The organism is Paenarthrobacter sp. NPDC056912, from assembly GCF_042786555.1.
In the GTDB taxonomy this organism is placed as follows: domain Bacteria; phylum Actinomycetota; class Actinomycetes; order Actinomycetales; family Micrococcaceae; genus Arthrobacter.
Map to the genome: position 1 here is coordinate 191,228 of NZ_JBHUCD010000003.1, position 22,729 is coordinate 213,956.

23 protein-coding genes are annotated in these 22,729 nt (G+C 62.2%); 10 read left to right on the top strand and 13 right to left on the bottom strand.

Features of this window, described 5'->3' with window-relative positions:
* Positions 1-57: 57 nt before the first annotated feature.
* On the bottom strand, positions 58-1,119 hold the full coding sequence (locus tag ACFRJ9_RS04890) for an FAD-dependent monooxygenase (RefSeq protein WP_377665024.1): 1,062 nt from the start codon (positions 1,117-1,119) through the stop codon (positions 58-60).
* 52 nt (positions 1,120-1,171) lie between these two features.
* Between ACFRJ9_RS04890 and ACFRJ9_RS04895 the strand changes: the two genes are divergently transcribed.
* Both ACFRJ9_RS04895 and ACFRJ9_RS04900 read left to right on the top strand, forming a co-directional pair.
* Positions 1,172-1,708, top strand: a complete 537-nt coding sequence (locus tag ACFRJ9_RS04895) for a TetR/AcrR family transcriptional regulator (protein ID WP_377665027.1) — start codon at positions 1,172-1,174, stop codon at positions 1,706-1,708.
* 46 nt (positions 1,709-1,754) lie between these two features.
* The gene (locus ACFRJ9_RS04900) at positions 1,755-2,144 is read left to right on the top strand and encodes a hypothetical protein (protein WP_377665029.1); all 390 of its coding nucleotides are present in this window, start codon (positions 1,755-1,757) and stop codon (positions 2,142-2,144) included.
* 22 nt (positions 2,145-2,166) lie between these two features.
* Here the strand turns inward: ACFRJ9_RS04900 and ACFRJ9_RS04905 are convergent, their stop codons facing one another.
* On the bottom strand, positions 2,167-2,913 hold the full coding sequence (locus tag ACFRJ9_RS04905; RefSeq protein WP_377665238.1) for an SOS response-associated peptidase: 747 nt from the start codon (positions 2,911-2,913) through the stop codon (positions 2,167-2,169).
* A 168-nt stretch (positions 2,914-3,081) separates the two neighbouring features.
* On the opposite strand from ACFRJ9_RS04905, the gene ACFRJ9_RS04910 reads away from it, so the two are divergent.
* The 3 genes from ACFRJ9_RS04910 (at position 3,082) to ACFRJ9_RS04920 (ending at position 5,212) form a co-directional block, all read left to right on the top strand.
* A complete protein-coding gene (locus ACFRJ9_RS04910) occupies positions 3,082-3,339 on the top strand; it encodes a mycoredoxin (protein ID WP_090825295.1) in 258 nt (85 codons plus the stop codon).
* Positions 3,340-3,488: 149 nt separating this feature from the next.
* Positions 3,489-4,574 (top strand): S-(hydroxymethyl)mycothiol dehydrogenase, encoded by a 1,086-nt coding sequence (locus ACFRJ9_RS04915; RefSeq protein ID WP_377665031.1) that lies wholly within the window; start codon positions 3,489-3,491, stop codon positions 4,572-4,574.
* Positions 4,571-5,212 carry an MBL fold metallo-hydrolase gene (locus ACFRJ9_RS04920; RefSeq protein ID WP_377665033.1) on the top strand — a complete coding sequence of 214 codons (642 nt, stop codon included), beginning with the start codon at positions 4,571-4,573 and terminating at the stop codon, positions 5,210-5,212. Before ACFRJ9_RS04915 ends, ACFRJ9_RS04920 begins: the two co-directional genes overlap by 4 nt.
* A 10-nt stretch (positions 5,213-5,222) precedes the next feature.
* On the opposite strand, the gene ACFRJ9_RS04925 is transcribed toward ACFRJ9_RS04920, so the two are convergent.
* From ACFRJ9_RS04925 to ACFRJ9_RS04940, 4 genes are all read right to left on the bottom strand, one after another.
* Positions 5,223-7,550 (bottom strand): FdhF/YdeP family oxidoreductase, encoded by a 2,328-nt coding sequence (locus ACFRJ9_RS04925; RefSeq protein ID WP_377665035.1) that lies wholly within the window; start codon positions 7,548-7,550, stop codon positions 5,223-5,225.
* 86 nt (positions 7,551-7,636) lie between these two features.
* Entirely contained in the window at positions 7,637-8,386 is a 750-nt protein-coding gene (locus ACFRJ9_RS04930; RefSeq protein WP_377665037.1) for a biotin/lipoate A/B protein ligase family protein, read from the bottom strand.
* The gene (locus ACFRJ9_RS04935) at positions 8,386-9,189 is read right to left on the bottom strand and encodes a thioesterase family protein (protein ID WP_377665039.1); all 804 of its coding nucleotides are present in this window, start codon (positions 9,187-9,189) and stop codon (positions 8,386-8,388) included. The genes ACFRJ9_RS04930 and ACFRJ9_RS04935 overlap by 1 nt, the downstream gene beginning before the upstream one ends.
* A gap of 31 nt (positions 9,190-9,220) precedes the next feature.
* Positions 9,221-9,709, bottom strand: coding sequence for a DedA family protein (locus tag ACFRJ9_RS04940; protein WP_377665041.1), 489 nt, complete (start codon positions 9,707-9,709; stop codon positions 9,221-9,223).
* Positions 9,710-9,814: 105 nt separating this feature from the next.
* Here ACFRJ9_RS04940 and ACFRJ9_RS04945 point away from each other — a divergent pair, with 105 nt between their 5' ends.
* Positions 9,815-10,771: a hypothetical protein gene (locus ACFRJ9_RS04945; protein WP_377665043.1), complete on the top strand. Its 957-nt coding sequence runs from the start codon at positions 9,815-9,817 to the stop codon at positions 10,769-10,771.
* Here ACFRJ9_RS04945 and ACFRJ9_RS04950 read toward each other — a convergent pair.
* Together ACFRJ9_RS04950 and ACFRJ9_RS04955 are read right to left on the bottom strand one after the other, a co-directional pair.
* Positions 10,768-12,276: an FAD-dependent oxidoreductase gene (locus tag ACFRJ9_RS04950; RefSeq protein WP_377665045.1), complete on the bottom strand. Its 1,509-nt coding sequence runs from the start codon at positions 12,274-12,276 to the stop codon at positions 10,768-10,770. The genes ACFRJ9_RS04945 and ACFRJ9_RS04950 overlap by 4 nt on opposite strands.
* A 76-nt stretch (positions 12,277-12,352) precedes the next feature.
* Positions 12,353-12,844 carry a DNA alkylation repair protein gene (locus ACFRJ9_RS04955; protein WP_377665047.1) on the bottom strand — a complete coding sequence of 164 codons (492 nt, stop codon included), beginning with the start codon at positions 12,842-12,844 and terminating at the stop codon, positions 12,353-12,355.
* 60 nt (positions 12,845-12,904) lie between these two features.
* Here ACFRJ9_RS04955 and ACFRJ9_RS04960 point away from each other — a divergent pair, with 60 nt between their 5' ends.
* Positions 12,905-13,993 carry a YhcG family protein gene (locus tag ACFRJ9_RS04960; protein WP_377665049.1) on the top strand — a complete coding sequence of 363 codons (1,089 nt, stop codon included), beginning with the start codon at positions 12,905-12,907 and terminating at the stop codon, positions 13,991-13,993.
* Between the two features lies 1 nt (position 13,994).
* Here the strand turns inward: ACFRJ9_RS04960 and ACFRJ9_RS04965 are convergent, their stop codons facing one another.
* On the bottom strand, positions 13,995-14,957 hold the full coding sequence (locus ACFRJ9_RS04965; protein ID WP_377665051.1) for a dienelactone hydrolase family protein: 963 nt from the start codon (positions 14,955-14,957) through the stop codon (positions 13,995-13,997).
* 138 nt (positions 14,958-15,095) lie between these two features.
* Here ACFRJ9_RS04965 and ACFRJ9_RS04970 point away from each other — a divergent pair, with 138 nt between their 5' ends.
* Positions 15,096-16,547: an HNH endonuclease gene (locus ACFRJ9_RS04970; protein ID WP_377665053.1), complete on the top strand. Its 1,452-nt coding sequence runs from the start codon at positions 15,096-15,098 to the stop codon at positions 16,545-16,547.
* Between the two features lie 66 nt (positions 16,548-16,613).
* Here ACFRJ9_RS04970 and nrdF read toward each other — a convergent pair whose 3' ends face one another.
* From nrdF to nrdH, 4 genes are all read right to left on the bottom strand, one after another.
* Positions 16,614-17,588, bottom strand: a complete 975-nt coding sequence (gene nrdF / locus ACFRJ9_RS04975) for a class 1b ribonucleoside-diphosphate reductase subunit beta (protein ID WP_377665055.1) — start codon at positions 17,586-17,588, stop codon at positions 16,614-16,616.
* A 90-nt stretch (positions 17,589-17,678) separates the two neighbouring features.
* Positions 17,679-19,820, bottom strand: a complete 2,142-nt coding sequence (nrdE, locus tag ACFRJ9_RS04980; protein ID WP_377665240.1) for a class 1b ribonucleoside-diphosphate reductase subunit alpha — start codon at positions 19,818-19,820, stop codon at positions 17,679-17,681.
* A gap of 11 nt (positions 19,821-19,831) precedes the next feature.
* Positions 19,832-20,302, bottom strand: a complete 471-nt coding sequence (gene nrdI, locus ACFRJ9_RS04985) for a class Ib ribonucleoside-diphosphate reductase assembly flavoprotein NrdI (RefSeq protein WP_377665057.1) — start codon at positions 20,300-20,302, stop codon at positions 19,832-19,834.
* 63 nt (positions 20,303-20,365) lie between these two features.
* Complete coding sequence (gene nrdH / locus ACFRJ9_RS04990) at positions 20,366-20,608, bottom strand: glutaredoxin-like protein NrdH (RefSeq protein WP_011775022.1); 243 nt, start codon at positions 20,606-20,608, stop codon at positions 20,366-20,368.
* 485 nt (positions 20,609-21,093) lie between these two features.
* Between nrdH and ACFRJ9_RS04995 the strand changes: the two genes are divergently transcribed.
* Entirely contained in the window at positions 21,094-22,059 is a 966-nt protein-coding gene (locus tag ACFRJ9_RS04995) for a LysR family transcriptional regulator (protein ID WP_377665059.1), read from the top strand.
* Positions 22,060-22,109: 50 nt separating this feature from the next.
* Positions 22,110-22,613, top strand: coding sequence for a DUF2004 domain-containing protein (locus ACFRJ9_RS05000; RefSeq protein WP_377665061.1), 504 nt, complete (start codon positions 22,110-22,112; stop codon positions 22,611-22,613).
* Positions 22,614-22,729 lie beyond the last annotated feature (116 nt).

A 22,729-nucleotide genomic window follows, 5' to 3' on the forward strand; every position in this document is an offset into this window, starting at 1 on the left:
ATTTCATTCGAAAGTATGTTCGAATAATTCGAGTTTACGCCGACGTTCGGACAAAACCTACTTCGAAGTTCGATCCCTTTCCCGGCTTCGCGCTATACGCTTGCCCGCCTGCTTCAGCAGGGAGTCGCGCAATGGTTGCATTCCTTGCGCGAGTGCGACGCTTCCCATCAGGGATGAGGCCAGCCGGAGCTGCTGGGTGCGGAGTACACGCTTCCTGCCATAGGCGGCGAGCGCTTTTTCCAAGGGCAGCTCGTTGAGCAGCTTGCCCAAAGTGACGGCATCGATCAGCGCTTCGCAGGCGCCCCTGCCAAGGTTGGGGGTCATAGCGTGCGCGGCATCCCCTACCAGCACCACGTTGCTCCGCACGTAACGGCGCAGTGGCGGGGTTGTCCAGATGCGTTGGGCCAGGGAATTTTCCGCAGTGGCGATGGCGAGGACGCCCTGCACGGCAGGCGAATGGCGGGCATAGCGGGTTCGAGTCGCGTCAAGGGCTTCTGCGACGTCCACCTTGTCCGGTCCCAGATCGGATCGGTATGAGGCGTACCAGTTGGTTCCATCTCCAGCGGGGGCCAAGCCGAAAATCTCGCCCCTGCCCCAGTATTCGCCGACGTCTTCCGGTGCGGGCGTTCCTGGGACGACTCCCCGGACGGCAAGGAAGGCAGTGGGCCGGGCAGCACTTCGCCGGCCCCACATGTCCCGCCGAACCACACTGTTGACGCCATCGGCTCCCACAGTCAGCCAGGCCCCGCGTGGGGTGCGCTCCACCCTCCGGGCCACCCTGGTGACGGTATCCGGCACCGCCGTGTCCAGTAGCTTCAGCAGTTCCGGCCGTGAAATTCCTACCAGCCCCTCTCCCTCCATTGAAAGCATGGGCTCTCCGGAGGGGCTGCGAAGTGCGCCGGACTTGATGATGGCGCCGCGGCTCCGCACGGCACCGAGTATCCCGAGGTCAGACAATGCCCGCTGGGCTTGCGGCCACATGGCCAGGGTTGTTCCGACTGTGGGGAGTTGGGGTCTTTGCTCATGCAGGGTGACGTCGAATCTGCCGGGGTCGAGTACGCCTGCGAGCGCCAGCCCGGCAATTCCGCCGCCGATGATGTCAACTTTTTTCATTCCCACACTGTACTACTACATTTGTAGTGTTGATAGGGGTTGAAGCTAGACTTTCGCCATGCCTGACCGACGAACACAGTTAGCCGACGCCGCGCTCGCAGTCGTCTCCGCCCAAGGCCTCAAAGGGCTCACCCACCGAGCTGTAGACGCCCAAGCCGGTGTCGCCGTCGGAACTACCTCGAACTATTTCCGCAACCGTGCAGCGCTGGTGGGTGCCGCCGTCGACCGTGTTGAAGAACTGGACAGCCTCATGCTGGAGCAGGGACGGTTGGAGCTTCCGACGTCGGCCGCATCCTTGGCGGAGCAAATCGCCGGGGCGGTCATGGGACTCGCTCACGAAAACGCCGAACTCACCCGGGCACGCTTCGTCTTTGCCCTCGACCAGCCCGAGGTGGTGGCCGCCGGCCATGAGCGGCTGGTGTCGGCTTTGGCGCAACTGCTTGACACCATGGGAATCCCTGAATCACGGGCCCGGGCTGAAGCAGTTTCCGACTATAGTGACGGCCTTGCCCTGCACCTGCTGACCGCTCGGCAGGGTCAGCGGATCGACAGATCCACGGTGGCCGCAACAGTCCGGCGGCTCCTGGAAGGATGATGGCCAAGGGGTGGACGGCAGCGGGTCCACAGAGCAGGATTGTGGCATGAGCACCCATGACGCACTCCTGAAGCAGGTCAGCATCACCGCCGCGGACGACAACCTCGTGGCACGGTTCGAAATTGACGGCAACATACCTGGCTCCGGCGCCTACGTCGTGGGCCTTGTTGCTGCCAGCGAGGACTACTCCTCCCAGCGGAGGCTAGGCATCGAATTCATGAACGGAGAGGCGGTCTCGTTCTTTTCGTTCAACCATTCCCTCAGCGCGGAGGAAAACTACGACATCAAGGGCGTGGAGCACTCCGGCAACGTCATCACCGGAAATTTCCCGGCGTCAGCCATCCACGGCCTCAGCAAGGGCCACATCATGACTGCCTTCAGTGAAGCGGACGGGCGGGAGTTCCAGTCCGGAGTACCTGTCACCGAAGCCCTCTGACACCGCAGCCGCAGGGTTCAAGCTAGAAGAGCCCTTCCACAGGCTCAATCAATTCCGGCGAGTTGTTGCGTACATTCCCCACCGCTGCGCCCACAGGGTCCAGCGTCCACCCGGCAGCGGCATCGTGCGCCCTCTCCCTGACCATGTCCACCAAACCCGCGGCATCCTTCTCGCGGGGATCCAGCCAGGCTTCCATCGTCTCCGTGCTCATCGGCAGGGGAACTCGGTCATGGAGGGTAGTCAGTTCATCGAAGACCGAAGCACTGCGCCGCGTCCGGGCAGAATCTGCCGTAGGAGTATCGGCAGTAAGAATGGACATGGACAGCAACCAACGGCCGGGATCGTCGGAAGACACCGACTGGTCCCGCCACCACTCGTACAAACCCGCAAAGACCAATCCATGGCCGTCACCCGGGTGCACGTAATAGGGCTGCTTGCTCTTCCCCTCCCCCTTCTTCCACTCGTAGTAGCCGTCAGCGGGAACCGCGCATCGCCTGGCAACCGCCGCCTTGCGGAAGGATGGCTTCTCCAAAAGGGTTTCGCTGCGGGCATTAATGAGCCGGGCGCCACCCTTGGGATCCTTGGCCCACGACGGCACGAGTCCCCACTTGGCAACGTGGAGCTGCCGTTTCAGGCTTTCATCGACGAGCCTCTCCAAGACGATCGGAACCGCATCCGTCGGAGCCACATTCCACGACTTTTCGAGGGCAATCTCATTTTCAAGTTCGGCGTCAAAGTCGGCGAGCAGGTCCCCCACCGCACGGGCCATCACATAGCGTCCACACATGCGAACAGTCTGCCCTGTCCTCGAAAAAGGCACCAGCACCGGCATGTGACGTAACCCCGGCATCCGGCGGGAAGGGAATTATTCGGACCCGGGTTACCGTTGACATCAACGAACCATCCCGTGCAAACGACCAAAACTGAGGAGAGCTCTGTGGATTTCACTCCCGACTCCGGCACCATCACCATGTTCTCGACCACCTGGTGCGGTTATTGCAACCGCCTGAAGAAGCAGCTGGACGCCAAGGGCATCGGCTACACCGAGATCAACATCGAAGAAGTCGATGGCACTGCCGAACTCGTCGAGAAGCTCAACGGAGGAAACCGCACCGTTCCCACCGTGCTCTTCCCGGACGGCACAGCGGCCACCAACCCTTCGGCCTCAGAGGTGGAGAGCCGCCTGGCAGCCTAGGCTGCCAGCACCGCACCGGCATCTTTGAGGGCCCGCTCGGAACAAACCACGCACTGTCTGCCACTTGTGATAGACAGAATGGGAATCCGTAGCGGGCCCTGCTGCTTTAACCCCGGGCCCGCTCTCCGCAAGCCCGAAGGGAACAATCCATGGTCCACGCAGTCAAAGGCGTCGTCGTCCGCTCCAAAGGGGCGCCGGCAACCCTCGAAACCATCTTGGTTCCCGAACCCGGTCCCGGTGAAGCCCTGGTGGACATCCTGACCAGCGGCGTTTGCCACACAGACCTCCACTACAAACTCGGCGGCATCAGCGACGACTTCCCGTTCCTGCTGGGACACGAAGCAACCGGCGTGGTCAGTGCCGTCGGCCCCGATGTCACAGACGTGGCCCCCGGAGACCGCGTGGTCCTCAACTGGCGTGCCGTCTGCGGCAACTGCCGCGCCTGCAACCGCGGCCAGGCCCAGTACTGCTTCAACACCCACAACGCCACCCAGAAAATGACCCTCGAGGACGGCACTGAGCTCTCCCCCGCGCTGGGAATCGGCGCATTCATCGAAAAGACCCTGGTCGCCGCTGGCCAGTGCACCAAGGTAGACCCCGACGCCGATGCCGCCGCCGTCGGCCTGCTCGGCTGCGGCGTCATGGCAGGTTTGGGCGCGGCGCTCAACACCGGCGGCGTCAAGCGCGGAGACTCAGTGGCCGTCATCGGCTGTGGAGGAGTTGGCGTAGCAGCCATCGCGGGCGCCGCGCTCGCTGGCGCTACCACCATCATTGCCGTGGACATCGATGCGAAGAAGCTCGAGCGCGCCAAGGACCTGGGCGCCACCCACACCGTCGACTCATCAGCCGGCGACCCCGTGGAGGCGATCCGGGCGCTCACCGGCGGATTCGGCGCCGACGTGGTGATCGACGCCGTCGGCCGTCCCGAAACCTACAAGCAGGCTTTCTACGCCCGCGACCTCGCAGGAACCGTTGTCCTGGTAGGCGTCCCCACACCGGAGATGACCCTGGAGCTGCCCCTGCTGGACGTCTTCGGTCGCGGCGGATCCCTCAAATCGTCCTGGTACGGCGATTGCCTGCCCTCACGCGACTTCCCCATGCTGGTGGACCTCTACAAGCAGGGCAAGCTGGACCTTGACGCCTTCGTCACCGAGCGCATCACCATCAACCAGGTCGAAGAAGCGTTCGACAAAATGCACCAGGGTGCTGTTCTCCGATCGGTGGTAGAGCTGTGAACGACATCAACAACGTGAGCATCGACCACGTAGTCACGTCCGGGACATTTTCCCTCGACGGCGGAACCTGGGACGTGGACAACAACGTATGGATCATCGGCAACGATTCCGAGTGCATCGTTATCGACCCCGCCCACAACCCGGCTGCGATAGCGGAAGCCGTCAACGGCCGCACGGTCAAAGCCATCCTGCTCACCCATGGCCATGACGACCATATCCGCTCCGCAGAGGCATTCCGGGAACTGGTCAAAGCCCCCATCCACCTGCATCAGGACGACTGGATGCTGTGGCGTGCGGTGTTCCCTGAAGCCGATCCTGATGTCGCGATCGTCGACGGCGACGAGTTCGTCGTCGCCGGGGCAACGGTGACGGCCATCCACACACCCGGCCACTCGCCGGGATCCGTCTCGTTCCATCTGCCTGGCCAAGGGACGCTCTTCAGCGGCGACACCCTCTTCCAGGGCGGACCGGGGGCCACGGGCCGGTCCTACAGCGACTTCCCCACCATCATCGAATCCATCCGGACCAAACTCCTGACCCTGCCCGGGGACACAGTGGTCCGCACAGGACACGGTGACTCCACCACCGTCGGTGCGGAGAAGCCGCACCTCGACGAATGGATCGCACGGGGCCACTAAACCGGTACCGTCATTGACGTCGGCCGGCTGCTGCCTCGAAGTCCGGGGCCGCAGCCGGCTCAAGCCGGATGATCACCGACTTCGAAGCAGGCGTGTTGCTCTCCTCCGCCGTCGAATCCAAGGGCACCAGCACGTTCGCCTCCGGATAGTACGAAGCAGCGCACCCCTTGGCCGTGGGGTAAGACACCAAACGCAACTGTGGCAGGACACGGTCCACGCCGTCGTCGGCCTCGCTGTGAACGTCAACGTATCCGCCGTCCTCGTAGCCCAGCTCCTCCAGGTCCAGCGGATTGACCAGCAGCACCATTCGCCCCTTCTTGATGCCCCGGTAGCGGTCGTTCATGGAATACGTGGTGGTGTTGAACTGGTCGTGGGAGCGAACGGTCTGCAACAGCAGCCGGCCTGCGGGAACCTGGATGGTCTCAAGCTCATTAATCGTGAACATGGCCTTGCCCGTAGCGGTGGGGAAGGTCCTGCTGTCCCTTGGCCCATGCGGCAGGACAAAGCCGTCCTTCTCCCGGATACGGGTGTTGAAGTCCTCGAAGCCTGGCACCACGCGGGAGATGTGTTCCCTGATGCCGTTGTAGTCCGAGCGGAGGCCGGCCCAATCAACAGTCACCCTGTTGCCCAAGACAGCCTGGGCTAGCCGGGTGACAATGGCGACCTCGGACAACACCCCCGGGGCGATCGGTTCCAACGGCCCGGCCGAGCGATGCACGGCACAAACAGTGTCCTCCACCGTGACGAACTGCTCAGCCCCGCCTTGGCGGTCTATCTCCGTCCGGCCAAGCGTGGGCAGGATCAGAGCCTGCTCACCGACCACCACGTGCGAGCGGTTCAGCTTGGTGGAAATCTGCACGGACAGACGGGTGCCTCGCACCGCCCCCTCAGCCACAGCGGTATCTGAAATCGCGTGGACCAGGTTTCCGCCCAACGCCAACAGCACCTTGATCCTGCCATCACGCATCCCGCGGATACTGTCCACGGCGTCCAGTCCGGGAGACCGCGGCAGATCGAAGCAGAATTCCTGCTGGAGGGCATCCAGGAAGCGAGCCGGCATCTTTTCCCAGATGCCCATGGTCCGGTCACCTTGGACATTGCTGTGACCGCGGATCGGGGACGGACCTGCGCCGGGTTTGCCAATGTTCCCGCGCAACAACAACAGGTTGATGATTTCCTTGATCGTCGGGACTGCTTTCTTGTGCTGCGTGAGCCCCATGGCCCAGGTGATGATGACCCGGTCGGCGTGTATGTATCTTTGAGCGAGTTCATCGATTTCACCGCCGCTCAACCCGGTAGCCTCGAACACATCGCGTTCTTTCAGTGAAGCCAGGTGCGCCGCGAAGCCCACGAATCCCTGGCAATGCCCGTCAATGAACGCACGGTCCAGGACTGACCCGGGCGCCGCCCTTTCGGCGTCGAGAACGCGCTTGGAGACAGCTTGCAACAATGCCATGTCCCCGGCGATCCGGATGTGCAGGAATTGATCCGCGAGGTCTGTTTCCCGCCCAACCAGGCCACGGGGTGTTTGCGGGTTCCTGAAGTTGATCAGGCCGGCCTCAGGGAGCGGATTCACGGCAACTATCTGCGCCCCTGCAATCTTGGCCTCTTCCAGGGCCGTGAGCATCCGAGGATGGCAGGTGCCAGGGTTCTGGCCCATGATGATGATCAGCTCAGCCTTGGCGAAGTCCGTGTAGGAGATGGCCGACTTGCCCACGCCGATGGTCTCCCCCATGGCAACGCCGGTGGACTCGTGGCACATATTGGAACAATCCGGGAGGTTGTTGGTCCCAAAAGCCCGCACGAACAGCTGATAGAGGAAGGCTGCCTCGTTACTGGTCCGGCCACTGGTGTAGAAGGTCGCCTGGTCCGGGGTTTCCAGCGCATTCAGCTCCCGGGCGATGATCCCAAACGCGTCATCCCACCCGATAGGAACGTAGTGGTCCGAATCCGCGGCCTTGTACACCGGTTCTACCAACCTGCCCTGTTGGCCCAGCCAGAACTCAGAGCGTTGTCCAAGGGAGGCCAGGGTGTTCTCGGCCCAGAAAGCAGTGGGGATCCTCAGCGGTTCAGCTTCCCAGCCGATGGCCTTGGCACCGTTCTCGCAGAATTCGGCAGCCTTGCGTTCCGGAGGGTCAGGCCACGCGCAGCTCATGCAGTCGAAGCCGTCTTTTTGATTGACGGCACTCAGCGTCTTCCATGCCCTCGATGGACCCATGTAGGCCATGGCATGCGGAAGTGTTTCGCTCAGGCTTGGCAGACCGGCGGCCGACCTTTTGGGTGGACCCACGCTAAGGTCTACGTCTGAATCCTCAACTGGATCCTTCTTCCGGCCCATCGTTCCACCACGATTCCCGTGATCGGGTTAGCTGCTTCCCTCAGCCTAGACCCGGCGTGGAGGGGACTCAACGGGACCTGCGGCGGCTAAACCGCGAGGCTCCGGAAGTGGCCGTCGACGATGTTCGCGTAGCCGCGGTAGGCCTCAATCACCGCGTCCTCAACGGTTTTCACATCCAGATGGGGCAGCAAGTCGCTTGCCGCGCCTGCGGTTGCAGGGTCCCAGTCCAGGCCAAGGGCGGCATAACTGGCCGTCAGTACCTCGCGGATGGGCCGGGAGTTCTCCACCACGATCACGGAGCTGAACAGCCATCCACCGGAGACTACCCGTTGTGCTGTGCCGATCAACTTGATCCGGTGCGCGGGGAAATCCGGGTCCTCGCCGTGAACGCTGAACTCGCCAGGGCAGTACTCCCCGGGGATCTCGCCGACGGCGGCGTGGACACCCACGCTGCGAAGAGCCCCTGCCAGCAATTCGCCGAACTCCGAGAACCGCGCCTTGGCGCGAACGATCGCGTCAGGATGCGGCTCAACGTGATCGATCACGAGGGAACCTTCGTGGTAGGCAGCAGCGCGCCCACCTGCCTTGCGGACCAAAGGCTCGAACCCCAATTCACGGCACGCGTCCTCGGCAGCGGCAAAGCCCGGCAGGTTCGCGTCGCGTTGACCAAAGGCAACCGTAGGCTTCGGGCGGTACAGGCGAAGGGAGGGACCCAACTGACCGCTCCGGGCGCGCTTGAGGAGCTCCAATGCGAAGTCGAGGTCTTCTGCAGCACCCAGGGATTCGTTCTGACGGTATGCCGTGAGCTGCCCCCGCACGGCTTCGGCCCCGCTCATCAGCTCTCCCTCAAGGTAAGGATCTGCTCGGCCCTGCCGAAAGGTCCGCTGACGTCGTGGAGCACAGTGGACGTCAGGCCAATGCCGTCGGCCCCGAAGGAAACCTTGTTGTCCAAACCCAACCATTCGCCGGCGGGAGCCCTGTACATGTGGATCTGCAGGTCGACGTTAGGGAAGATGTAGCTGTTTTCGCCAGGAGGAACACGGGCCGCAATGCCGTTGGCTGTGTCCACGAGGCCCATCAACCGGGCGAGATCCGTGCTGTCATCCCGGTCTGTCAACGGATGCGAGGTCCGGATCCACACCCTGCCGGACCCCGGACGGTGGCCTTCGGCCAAGCGCATCTCCAAGGAACGGATGTAACCGCCTGGCCACACACTGGCGCCGTCCCATGGCTTGCATTCATCCGGTGCCGGCATGGGCTCATCTTCCACGGCGGCCACGGCGCTGGTGTCGCTGGTGATCATGCGCCAGGCCGAAGCCCGGATGGCCACGCGGCCCCCGGCAGAGAGCTCGGCCTGTACAAGTTCGATGGTTCTGCCTGGCCTCAGCGTTGAGGTGGTGACCTGGAATTCGCCGCCGGGGATCAGCCCGAGGATTTCATAACTGATCCGTGCCAGGCGAACATCGTCCCTGGGCTCGTGGCGCACAAGGGCATCGGCGATGATCCCCGAAGCTGGCGCCATGTGTTGCTCGTGCGGATTCCATGCGCCTTGGGCATGGATCGTGGAGCGGTAGCGGCCCTCGCCCAACGATTCGTAATAAGAATTGCCGTCCGCCAGTTCCGGTAATGCAGTAGTCAACCCGAGCCTTTCGCCGATCCAGCAGTAGAACTCAGACCACTGTATCCGCTGATTTGGCCGCTGCCCGACGCCGGCGGACTACGACCACCCACACAATAATGGCGGCCAAGGCGGCCGCACCCAAGGCTGCTCCAACAGGCGACGCCGCTGCTACCGCAAGCCACGCTTCCAGCGCGGCGAGGCCGATGGTCGCATAGAGGAATGCCCAGACGACGGAACCAACAATGGCCGCAGGCAGGTACCGTCGCAACGGCATACGCCCCGCTCCAGCAGCCAGATTAATGGCCGTCTGGAGGCCGATGGTAAGGAAGGAAAGCACGACGGCGTACGGACCCCAGCGCTGAATCAGGGCTTGGGCCCGGGCTGCTTTAGGTCCCTGCAGGGAACTGCCGAAGCGGGTGTGCGCAAAGCCGGCCACCGCTCCCCGTCCAATCCAGTACGTGGCGTTGACGCGGATCATGACAATCGCGAAAAGCGCCGCCAGTGCGACGCCAAAGGGCAAGCTCATGATCTGGTCCACTGACTTAGGCTACCCTAAGGGCCGCAGTGTTGAGGACACGGTGCTGCGGTCACTGCCCTGCGCACGAACGCACTGCGGGATTGTCCCCGACCCTAGGATGGGTTCATGGATCTTCGCGACGCCGCCCGGAAGTTGTACGCCGCGATGCCTCGAGACTTCATTGCCGAGCGAACGGCACTGGCACGCACGCTCAAAGAAGCCGGCAACAAGGACCTTGCCCAGGAAATCGGCGGCCTCCCAAAGCCTGCCGCCGCTGCCTGGGCCATCAACATGCTGGCCCTTCACAGGCCCGAGGTGATTGACGGCGTCGTTCGCTTTGGTGCGGCGCTGCGCTCCGCCCAGGAAGAGTCGGATGTCGAAGCTTTCCGCGGACTCAGTCAACAACGGCAAGGGCAACTGACGTCGGCGGTGAACTCCGCCAAGGACCTGGCGAGTGAACTGGGAGGCCCGCTCAGCGCGTCGGCAGCCGGCGACGTCGAACAGACACTCAGGGCCGCCATGGCCGACGCCGGTGCTGCCGCGGCGGTGCGGACGGGGCGGCTGGTGCGGGGGCTGAGCGGCAGCGGCTTTGAGTCCGTGGACGTTAGCGGCGCCATTGCCGCAGCCGGACCCGACGACGACAACGATTCGGGCTTCGTAGCCCCCGCGAATCCCGCGGCCAAGACAGAACCAACACCTCCCGCCGAGGAACCGGTTGGTCCGAAGACGCCATCGCCCAGGGAAGAGGCCACCTCACTGGCCGATCGCCGAGCCGAAAAGCGCCAAGCGGCGTTGGCGGAAGCGCGTCGCGACTTCGACCAAGCCGACCACGCGGCACGGGAGGCCGAGGCTACGGCCACGAAAGCATGGGAGGCGGTCAACGAACTCGCAGGCAGACGCTCAGAAGTCCAAGCCGGGATCAGTGACGCAAAGAAGCGTCTGGCATCCCTGGAAGCAGAGCTGATCGGAATCACCCGGGATGCCGACGCCGCAGAAGCGGAGAGGAAAATCGCCGTGAGGGCAGCAACCCAGCAGCGACGCGCCGCTGACCAGACCCGGCGCCGCATAGACCGGCTGACTTAGCCCTTCTTTTTGGCGGGCGACCTCTGCAGATGATGTGTCGCAGGCCCCTCAAGGTACTTGCCCGTGGGAGTGAACCTGGACCCATGCAATGGACAGTCCCACGATTTCTCAGCGTCGTTCCAACTCAACAGGCCGCCCAAATGCGCGCAACTGGCCGAGACCATGCAGACGTTGCCGTCCACGGTGGACACTGCGGCAGGTTCGCCTTTGTAGAGGCCCACGACGCCGGCCCCCTCCGGCGGTGTCGTGTCGTCGGTGATTTCAGGATTGTTCTTGACCCTTTTCCTGTCCTCCGCCATCCGTCGCGCGATGCTCGCGTTGTGCCGGACAGCCTCGGCGGCACCCTTGGGCGAAGTTACCCTGTGGTGGATCGTGGTAGCCCAATCGGATTGCCCTCCTAGGATGTCCGAGGTGATGGACAGCGCGGCTGCGGTCCCATTGCTCATCCCCCATTTGTTGTACCCAGTGCCGAAGAAAATGTGGCCACGGCCTCGCGGGAGCTTTCCGAAGAACGGCATGAGATTGGTGGCCCTATAGTCCTGGGCGGACCAGGTGTGGGTTGCCTCAGCACCTGGGTAATGCTGGTTCGTCCACTCGAGGAGGCTGTCAACGTGCGATTGCGGTGATTCTGACCTGCCGGCTTCATGGCCGAAGCCGCCCACCAGCAACAGCTCCCCCTCAGGCGTTGGGTGGGTGCGCTGGGAGCGGGTGGGCGAATCGATGGAGAGATACATGCTTTGAGGGATCGTCGTCCCCTCCGGTGGACGGAATGCTGCCGCGTAGGAGCGGTGTGGCTCAAGCTTGGCAAAGTACAGCCCGCGGTTGAGTATTGGGGTTCCCGTGGCCAGCACAACGGTGTCTGCTGTGAAGGCACCCTTGCGGGTGGAAACCACCTGGGGGTGCCCTGAACCCACGTTCTGTACCTGCACGCCCTCGACAACCAGGCCGCCATGCTGGCGGATGTCCAGGGCGAGGGTGTCAAGGACTTCCATCGGGTGGAATTGTGCTTGGTTCTCCAGCTCCAGCGCTTCCACTACCGAGAATGGAAGTCCAGAATCCCGGCTGAAGTGGACATCCAAACCTGCGTCCCGCGAAACCGCGGCTTCCTTGCGTAGCCGCTGGCCGCCGTCGTCGGTGGTTGCGAAAGTTACCGCCGTCCTGCGTTGGAAAGGAACACCCTGCTGCTCCAAATACTGCAACAACCAGGCCTGCCCTGTCTTGTTGGCCTCCACGTAGGCGCGGACCACCTTCAGGGGATATTCGGTGCGGAGGGAAGAAAGCACCCCGCCTTGCAACAGGCTCAGCTTTCCGGTGGTGTTACCCGTACTGACCGCACCGATGGTGCGAGCCTCGAACACGACAACCCGTTGGCCTGATCGGGACAACATCAGTGCGGCAACGAGTCCGGTAATTCCGGCGCCTACCACTACAGTGTCGAAATGACTCCCGGAAGGAATGGCATCCGACCTAAAACGGGGTTCCCGATCCAACCAGAGCGATTTCATGAACGACCCTCTCACTTCACGAAAAATGGCACGTGGCATGTGTTGAGGGAAACGCTAGGCCGGTCACTGATGCTTATCAAGGGGTGTCGGCGCCCAGAGCCAGGGCCGCGGCGCGACGCAATTGATGGTCAGGGTCTTGGCCCCAGCGTTCCACCACGCGCTCCGCACGATCCTTAGCCTGCCCGGCGAGCCGGGAGAGCAGGGGCCGCAGGACGTCCTTGGCCAGCGGATCCACCAGTTCCAGTGTCCCGGCGTCCCTGATGAAGCCTTCGATCCGGGTCAGATCCGTGTTGACGAGAAGGCCGACTTTGGTTTGCAGCAAAACCACGGCCGCGAGGCGCCGTTCGAAGACCGGTTCGTCCCACAGTTCCGAGCTCAGGGCGGCGATATCGTCATGGCTGAGGTTCTTATACCTCTTCAGCGCATCCCTAATTGTTCCGCGCACTGCGCCCACTGACGCACCGTACACTTTCAGGCTCCCGCCGAGGCGCTCACGGGTTTCCATGGCCTTCTCCCATGACGACTCACGCTGCAGCGCCAGATCGACGAATTCGCCTGCATCACTCACCCGTCCATTCTGTCAGTGCCTCCCCATAGCGTGTTGCCAACAGCAACCGACAGGAGACACATGCCGTCCCAAGAGCTCGCAACCGAGGCCTCATTTCCGGGGGTCCCCGCCGCTTCGTCCATGCCCGACTGGTACCCCACCCTGCTGAAGACCGTCGCGCAACAGGTCCGTACGGGCCGCACCCGGGCAGTGGCAGCGGCCAACAGCGAACTATTGAACTCCTACTGGAGCATCGGCCGGCAACTCGCAGAACGGGAATCCGAGCAAGGATGGGGCGCCAAAGTGGTGACGCGGTTGTCGGCGGACATCCGGACCAGGTTCCCCGAAGCAAAGGGTTTCTCCCCCAGGAACCTGCGGTACATGAAGAGCTTCGCCCAGGCGTGGCCCGACTTCCCAATGTTGCAAGCACCGCTTGCAACGTTGCCCTGGTACCACCAGATCGCGCTCCTGGAAAAGCTCGACGACGCCGCCACGCGGCTTTGGTACGCAGCGGCCGCGGCCCAGCACGGCTGGTCGCGGAACGTCCTGGCCCACCAGATCTCCACTCGCTTGCACGAGCGCTCCGGCCAGGCGATCACCAATTTCGCCTCCACCATGGTCCAGGCCGACTCCGACCTCGCGCAGCAGGCCACCAAGGATCCTTACGTGTTTGATTTCCTGGCAATGACTGACCGGCACAGCGAACGGGAACTGGAGTTGCAGCTGGTCCAACATGTGGAGAAGTTCCTTTTGGAACTGGGCCAGGGGTTCGCCTTTGTCGGCGAGCAGGTGCGGTTGGAAATTGCCGGCGACGAGTTCTTTGCTGATCTGCTGTTCTACCACTTGAAGCTGCGCTGCTACATGGTGATCGAGCTAAAGGCCGTCAAATTCGAACCCGGCTTCCTTGGACAGTTGGGAATGTACATGGCGGCCGTGGACGATCTCATGGCGCACCCCGATGACAAACCGACCATCGGTTTGCTGTTGTGCAAGGAAAAGAACAGCGTGGTGGCCGAATATGCACTGCGTGGGTTCAACGCACCAGTGGGCATTGCGGAGTGGCGGACCTCCATTGCTGAGTCGCTGCCCGACGAATTCGTGTCCAGCTTGCCGAGCATCGAAACGTTGGAGGCAGAATTGGCGAGCCAGACCGGGCGCCTGCAGCCGTGAGTCAGACGTTGGCTTTGAACCACGCCAACGTGTCGTTCCACGCTGCCGTCGCCTGGGCCTCGACGTATCGCTCCCCTGTATCGTTGTGGAACGCGTGGTCCACACCTGGGTAAACCTTGATTTGGTGTTTGACGTCGGTGGCATCCAAGGCATCCCTGAGTTGGGGCATGGCGCCGGTGATCCGCGCATCGTTTTCGGCGTACACACCAAACACTGCAGGCTTGATGGTGGGAACCTTGGCCAGGTCCGGTGCTGGCCCGTAGAACGCGGAGGTTGCCTTGAGGCCCGTGATCTCCGTGGACGCTTGCCAGGTGATGCCACCGCCGAAGCAGAACCCAATCATGGCGATGCGGCCGTTTTCGACGAAGTCCTGGCTGTTGAGGTAGTCGAAGGCTGCTTTGAAGTCCCCGACATGGCGTTGTGCACCGGCCTGCGTCAGCGCACCGGGGACAGCGTCCGGATCCATGGTCGCTGTGCCGCCTTCCCTGCTGAGCAGATCCAGTGCCAACGCCGCGTAGCCTTCTTTGGCGAAGCGTCGGGCCACGTCCTGGATATGGGGTGTGAGGCCTCGGTTTTCATGACAGGTCAGGACCCCCGGGCCGGCATTGTTGCCCTCGGGCCGGGCAAGATAGCCGCTGATCTCAGTACCGCCAGAAGCCAACTTCACCGTGGCCGTTGTCAGCCCGGCCGCGCCCTCCGGAACGGACAACGGGCTCTTAGCGTTGGGAACCGCGGTGGTGGCGCCTCCCGGCGATGCTGCTGACGACGTGGGCATCGGGTCCGTGCTCTTGGGTACCTCGTCCGCCGTGCAGCCCACTAAGGTCATAGCCGCGGCGGCCGCCGTCATGCTTCCCATGATGAACGCCACCCGTCTGGTGAATGTCCTATGCGACATGTCACCGGACCGGTAGTCGTCGTAGAACTCCTCGATCAAGTACTTTTCAAACTTCTCAAGCTGAACCATGGTGCCCTCCCCGGCGATGTCAATGATCTTCCCCTGATGTATAGACGCGGACAAGGGCGGGAGGGTTCAGTGCCATGAAAGCCCCATGGCCGGGCCGGTTGACGAACGGCCATAAATGTCAGAGCCCTCTGGGAGAGTATGGACATGGAGCAGGTTCAGGAAATGAGAGAGGCCGCCACACTGTCGGCCGCACGGGTACCTGCCCCTGTTCAAGGTCAGGCCCCGGCCGTTGGCGCTCTCCCGGAGAGCCGCACGGTAAGCCGTGATCTGATCAATCAATTGCGCGCCCTGGAAGACATGAAGTCGGCCATCACCGGCCTCCAGGCGAGGATCGCCGTGGCCTTTGACCTCGCCCAACGACAGGAACAAGCCGAAGCCGGCATCCCTGCGTCCGAACGCGGCAAGGCCGTGGGGGCTCAAGTCGCCCTGGCTCGGCGGGAGTCCCCGAACCGGGGATCACGGTTGTTGGGGCTGGCCAAAGCGTTGGTCACCGAGATGCCGCGCACCATGGCGGCGTTGGAGTCGGGCCAGTTGAACGAGTGGCGGGCCACCCTGCTCGTGAAGGAAACCGCCTGCTTGTCCGTCGAAGACCGGCGCGGCGTGGACGAGGAACTCGCAGCCGATACCGGCACTCTTGAGGGGAAGGGTGACCGGGCGATCATAGCCGCCACGAAAGCCGCCGCCTACCGCCGGGATCCCCGTTCAGTGGCCCAACGCGCCTGCCACGCCGCGATCGAACGGACCGTTGGCCTGCGCCCGGCACCGGACGCCATGACCTACCTGACAGCATTGTTGCCCGTCGCCCAAGGGGTTGCCGCCTACGCCGCCCTCACCCGGGCCGCAGACTCCGCCCGTTCCAGCGGTGACACCCGGACCCGAGGCCAAGTCATGGCAGACACCCTCGTCGAACGAATCACCGGAACCCCGGGCGGGATCAGCGGTGTCGACCTTCAACTCGTGATGACCGACCGCACGCTCCTCCAAGGCGACAGCGAACCGGCCCGGCTCAAGGGGTACGGAATCGTCCCAACGGAGTGGGCCAGGAAACTGCTTGATGCTGGCAGGGAACCGCCGTCCCGCCACTCTGCCACGGTTGGACGGCGCCCCGTGGCAGGCAAGAACTCCAGCCCCACGCAGGACCCCGCGTTCACCGTCTGGCTCCGCCGGCTCTATACCGCACCTGCCACCGGCGAACTCCTGACCATAGACTCCAAAGCCCGGATCTTCCCACCACGGCTTAGGCGATTCATCGAAATCCGCGACGACACCTGCCACACCCCTTACTGCGACGCGCCGATCAGGCACATCGACCACGTGATTGCGTGGCATTCCGGCGGAACCACCACGGCGGACAACGGCGCCGGACTCTGCGAAGCCTGCAACCACACCAAAGAAAACCCCGGCTGGACTTCACGGAGCGTGCCCGGTGGCAGGCACACCGTGGAGGTCAGCACACCCACTGGCCACACCTACCAGTCGAAAGGCCCTCCGCTACCTGGGCACCGCCACGGCCAACACGCCGAGACGACTGCGGCCACACCACGAAAGCAGCAACACCGGCCCAACAGCCGCGCCCCTGCACCGGAGTAGGGCAACAAGCCCGAGCACGAAAGAGGCGGGCAACGATTTCTCGCTGCCCGCCTCTTTAGAAAGAAATTAGAACTCCCAGTCCTCATCCTCCGTGTTGACAGCCTTGCCAATCACGTAGGAGGAGCCCGATCCGGAGAAGAAGTCGTGGTTTTCGTCAGCGTTCGGGGACAAAGCCGACAGGATTGCCGGGTTCACGTCGGTGACGGAAGCCGGGAACATGGCCTCGTAGCCGAGGTTCATGAGGGCCTTGTTGGCGTTGTAGTGCAGGAACTTCTTGACGTCCTCGGCCAGGCCCACTCCGTCGTAGAGGTCGTGCGTGTACTGGACTTCGTTTTCGTACAGCTCGAAGAGAAGCTCGAACGTGTAGTCCTTGATTTCCTGCTTGCGGGCCTCGGAAGCCTTCTCCAGGCCCTTCTGGAACTTGTAGCCGATGTAGTAACCATGCACGGCCTCGTCACGAATGATGAGGCGGATGAGGTCTGCCGTGTTCGTGAGCTTGGCGCGTGAGGACCAGTACATGGGCAGGTAGAAGCCTGAGTAGAACAGGAAGCTCTCCAGCAGCGTTGACGCCACCTTTCGCTTCAGGGGATCGTCGCCCTGGTAGTAATCCATGACGATCTGCGCCTTCTTCTGCAGGTTCTCGTTTTCGAGCGACCAGCGGAAAGCGTCGTCAATCTCCTTGGTGGAGCACAGCGTGGAGAAGATGGACGAGTAGGACTTGGCGTGCACCGACTCCATGAAGGCGATGTTGGTGTACACAGCTTCTTCGTGCGGGGTGATCGCATCCGGAATCAGTGAGACAGCGCCAACCGTGCCCTGGATGGTGTCCAGCAGGGTGAGGCCGGTGAAAACGCGCATGGTGAGCTGCTGCTCATCCGGCGTCAGGGTGTGCCACGACTGGACGTCGTTGGACAGCGGCACCTTCTCCGGAAGCCAGAAGTTGTTGACCAGTCGGTTCCAGACTTCCACGTCCTTGTCGTCCTGGATCTTGTTCCAGTTGATTGCCTCGACGTGGCTAAGCAGCTTGACCTTTTCGGTCATTTCATCCCCTTTAGCGGTGGGTTCTTAAGGTAAGCGTACGACGGCGGGTGGTGGCCCGCCGTCGTACTCTTCAGTTATGAGCGCGGTTTGTTACAGCATGCAGCTGACGCAGCCCTCAACCTCGGTCCCTTCCAGCGCGAGCTGGCGGAGACGGATGTAGTAGAGGGTCTTGATGCCCTTGCGCCATGCGTAGATCTGCGCCTTGTTGATGTCACGCGTGGTGGCCGTGTCCTTGAAGAACAGCGTCAGGGACAGGCCCTGGTCCACGTGCTGCGTGGCAGCGGCGTAGGTGTCGATGATCTTTTCGTAGCCGATTTCGTAGGCATCCTGGTAGTACTCCAGGTTGTCGTTGGTCAGGTACGGTGCCGGGTAGTAGACGCGGCCGATCTTGCCTTCCTTGCGGATTTCGATCTTGGCGGCCACCGGGTGGATCGACGACGTGGAGTTGTTGATGTAGCTGATGGAACCGGTGGGCGGCACGGCCTGCAGGTTCTGGTTGTAGATACCGTGCTCCATGACCGAGGCCTTGAGCTCGCGCCAGTCATCCTGCGTGGGGATGTGGTGGCCGGCAAACAGCTCGCGGACGCGTTCCGTCTCAGGAGTCCATTCCTGCTCCGTGTACTTATCGAAGAACTCGCCGCTGGCGTAGGTGGACTTCTCGAAGCCGCCGAACTTCTGGCCGGTCTCGATGGAGAGCCTGTTCGAGGCGCGGAGGGCGTGGAACAGCACCGTGTAGAAGTAGATGTTGGTGAAGTCCAGGCCCTCTTCGGAACCGTAGTGGACGTGCTCACGGGCAAGGTAGCCGTGCAGGTTCATCTGGCCGAGGCCAATCGCATGGCTCTGGGCGTTGCCCTGGGCGATCGACGGCACCGAGTTGATGTAGGACATGTCCGAAACAGCGCTCAGGGCACGGATGGACGTCTCGATGGAGAGACCGAAGTCCGGCGAATCCATGGTCTTGGCGATGTTCATCGAACCGAGGTTGCAGGAGATGTCCTTGCCCACGGTCTCGTAGCTGAGGTCCTCAGCGTAGATGGACGGCGAGGAAACCTGCAGGATCTCCGAGCACAGGTTGCTCATGGTGATCTTGCCGTCGATCGGGTTGGCCCGGTTCACGGTGTCCTCGAACATGATGTATGGGTAACCGGACTCGAACTGGATCTCCGCGAGGGTCTGGAAGAACTCGCGGGCGCTGATCTTGGTTTTCTTGATCCGGGAATCGTCAACCATCTCGTAGTACTTCTCGGTCACCGAAATATCGGAGAACGGGACGCCGTATACGCGCTCGACGTCGTACGGGGAGAAGAGGTACATGTCCTCGTTCTTCTTGGCGAGCTCGAACGTGATGTCCGGAACCACGACGCCCAGGGAGAGCGTCTTGATGCGGATCTTCTCGTCGGCGTTTTCACGCTTGGTGTCCAGGAAGCGGTGGATGTCCGGGTGGTGGGCGTGCAGGTACACAGCACCTGCACCCTGGCGGGCACCGAGCTGGTTGGCGTAGGAGAAGCTGTCCTCGAGGAGCTTCATCACGGGGATGACGCCGGAGGACTGGTTTTCGATCTGCTTGATCGGAGCGCCGTGCTCGCGGATGTTGGTGAGCGAAAGCGCTACACCGCCGCCACGCTTGGACAGCTGGAGCGCGGAGTTGATGGCGCGTGCAATCGACTCCATGTTGTCCTCGATGCGGAGCAGGAAGCAGGAGACGAGCTCGCCGCGCTGCGCCTTGCCGGCATTGAGGAACGTGGGGGTAGCCGGCTGGAAGCGGCCATCGATGATTTCGTCGACGAGGCGGTTGGCCAGGTCTTCGTTGCCGCGGGCCAGGTGCAGGGCAACCATGCACACACGGTCCTCGTAGCGCTCCAGGAAACGCTTGCCGTCGAACGTCTTCAGCGTGTAAGAGGTGTAGAACTTGAAGGCGCCCAGGAAGGTCTCGAAGCGGAACTTCTTCTTGTACGCGCGGTTGAAGAGATCGCGGATGAAGTTCATGGTGTACTGGTCGAGCGTTTCACGCTCGTAGTACTGGTTCTTCACCAGGTAGTCGAGCTTTTCCTCCAGGTCATGGAAGAAAACGGTGTTGTTGTTCACGTGCTGCAGGAAGTACTGGTGCGCAGCTTCGCGGTCGGCTTCGAACTGGATTTCACCGTTCGGGCCGTACAGGTTCAGCATGGCGTTGAGCTCGTGATAGCCCAGGCCCTTGTAGGCCTCGGGCAGTGGCTTCTTGGCCGTGTCCACAGCGCCCCCGGTTACTTCTGTTTCTGCGACAGTTGTGTCCAAAACTTTTCCAGCCCTTCGTTGACTCTTTGGACGTCTTCTGGCGTCCCCATGAGTTCAAATTTGTAAAGATGCGGCACTTTGCACTTGACGGAGATGATGTCTCCGGCTGCGCAATAGTTGTCCGAGAAGTTGGTGTTCCCAGCTCCGATAACACCGCGTATCAGCTCCCTGTTCCCAGGGTTGTTCAGAAACTTGATGACCTGTTTCGGCACCGAACCTTCGCCGTTCGTTCCGCCATAAGTGGGCAGGACAAGGACGTAGGGTTCAAGGGCCAAAAGCGGTGCGTTGTGGGCGTAAAGCGGGATGCGTGCTGCATCCACGCCCAACTTCTGGACAAAGCGCTTGGTGTTCTCGGATGTCGAGGAAAAGTAGATGAGGTGACTCCTCGTGGTGACAACTTCCGTCGCATCGCGTACGGTTGCCGCTGCCGGCGGTGCCATGGGAGTCACCTCAACTACATAGGAATTCTTTGTGTGCTGCGGTGGCGAAGTTTGGAAAGAAACTTAGGCCACGGAGGAAACAGCCTGGGCCAGTTCCTCGATCTTGTCCGGGCGGAATCCGGACCAGTGGTCCTGCTCGGTCACGACAACCGGAGCCTGCATGTAGCCCAGTGCCTTGAGGCGCTCGAGGGCCTCGGCGTCCTGGGAGATGTCGACACTCTGGTAGGCAATGCCCTTCTTGTCGAGTGCCCGGTAGGTTGCGTTGCACTGAACACAGGCCGGCTTCGTGTAAACCGTTACGGTCATGATCCCTGTCCCCTTAGTTGAAGTCTGTCGCTCTTCGTATCTGGCGGGCTCAACCGGAACTAAATACTGAATCCGATACCGGCCCGCGGGCTGCCGTGACAGCCAACACGCTCTGATGTGGTCTTGTGCTGGTTTCCCGCTCAATCCGTAAATCGATACTACATGTAGTGCAAGCGCCTCGCCGGAACCCCAAGATGATGTATTACAAGTATGTCATTCAATCCACTGCTCGTCCACAGGCGACGGTCCTCAAAATGTCCGGAATTCCGCCGAAGTGAGAGACGAAATCCACACCCTGTGGACTACTTAGCCACATTTAATCTCCTGCGTGTCGCGGGGTAACGGCGTGTCGTGACACTTTGGAAAGTGTGGCGTGGCGAACACCCAGATGTGCTGGTGGTCGCAGCCGGAGTAACGTGTCCTAGACGCTTCTTCACGGCGCAATCCCCCGCGAATGCGGGCAGAATCGAGCAAAAGGACAGCTGATGGTCAACCTTCTCCATCTTCGGACGCTACTTGAAGTCACCAGGCTGGGTTCTTTTGCCGCAGCCGCCACCCAGCTCGGCTACACGGCGTCGGCAGTTTCCCAACAGATGGCCGCCCTGGAACGCGATACCGGCGTCGAACTTTTCCAACGCTCCGCCCGCAGCGTTGTTCCGACGGAAGCCGCTGTGACCATGACGCGGCACGCCTCCAAGGTACTGACCGACGTCGAAGCCCTGATGGCAGCTGCTTCACGGACCAACGACTCCCCCGCCCAGGAACTGCGGCTTGGCATCTTCCCCAGCCTGGCCACCTACATACTGCCGGACATTCTGCGCAATGAACGGTGGAACGGGCTTGGGATCGAATTGCGGGTTTCGGTGGCAGAGCCGGCCCAGACCATCCAGGGCCTGCGCAGCGGTGGCGAGCTCGATGTTGCCCTCGTCTACCAAGTGGGCCAATCCGGCCTGGCATGGCCGCACTCCCTGGACCGGCAGTGGATCGGCGACGACGACTTCAGGGTGGTCTTACCGGCCTCATGGAAGATCCGCGAGGACGCGGAGATCGAGGCAGCGCACCTTTCGGACATGCCGTGGATCGTTCACCACCCGGGCACTAGCGACGCACTGGTCATCGAGCGCCTGTTCGCCAGTTGCAACCTGCACCCCCGGGTGGTGGCGTACAGCGACGACTTCCACGCGAGCCTGGAAATGACCGCCGCTGGCCTTGGCGCCTCGCTGGTGCCGGAACTGGCGCTCCGGAACCGGCCACCCGGCGTCGTTGTCCTTGATGTCCCCGACATCCGGCTGGCGCGCAACGTGTTCGCATTGCTCATCAACGAAAAGCGCACGGCGCAAGTCCAGCTGTTCACCCAGATGCTCGCAGACACCCTCCGGGACGCGTCCGGAAAGAGCGGCCTTCACCCCCTCAAAACAGCGCCTGTCAAGGGCACCCAGCGGCGACGGTGAAATATCCCCAAGTGCTGGAACCCGCTCGTTGATGGGGTTAGATTGATCACATGGGCAAGGTAGCGAGCAAACATTTTGGGGAGATCGAGCTCAACCACGGGCGGGAACATTGCTTCGTCGCTAAACACGAACTCGGCGGCAACCAACTGGAGCTGGACCTCAATGTCACCGCGCAGGATCACTTCGACGAGGCCGCCATGCACAAGGTGGACTACCGCCTGCGCTTCCTGCCTGAACTCGTGGACCAGGTGCGGGAGATGATCGCCGAAGAACTGGACCAGGACGGGACCAACCCCCAGCAGTTCCTGCATTTCCACTGCTCGCAGCTCAAGGAAGAGCAGCTCGAATCGGTCTTCGGCGTCAGGGACAAAGGCCAACTCACCAACGACGTCTTCTTGAAAGCCCTTAAACTCGGCCACGTCGCTATCTACCCCGGGCAACCGGAACGCTACTTCGTTCTGGACTTCACCCTCGGCTCGCACTTCACGGACGAATTGCTGGTCGTCGCCGCAGATGAGGACGGCGTGGTGGATGACGAGATTCTCTGGGAATAGCAGCACCGTTAAGCGAACGACGGCGGGGGGGGGCCGGTTTATGGTGTACGGCCGCCGCGGGAGCCCCGGGGTTAGGGAAGTGGGCAAAACCCCGGGTGTGGGGCCGCGGGGGGGGG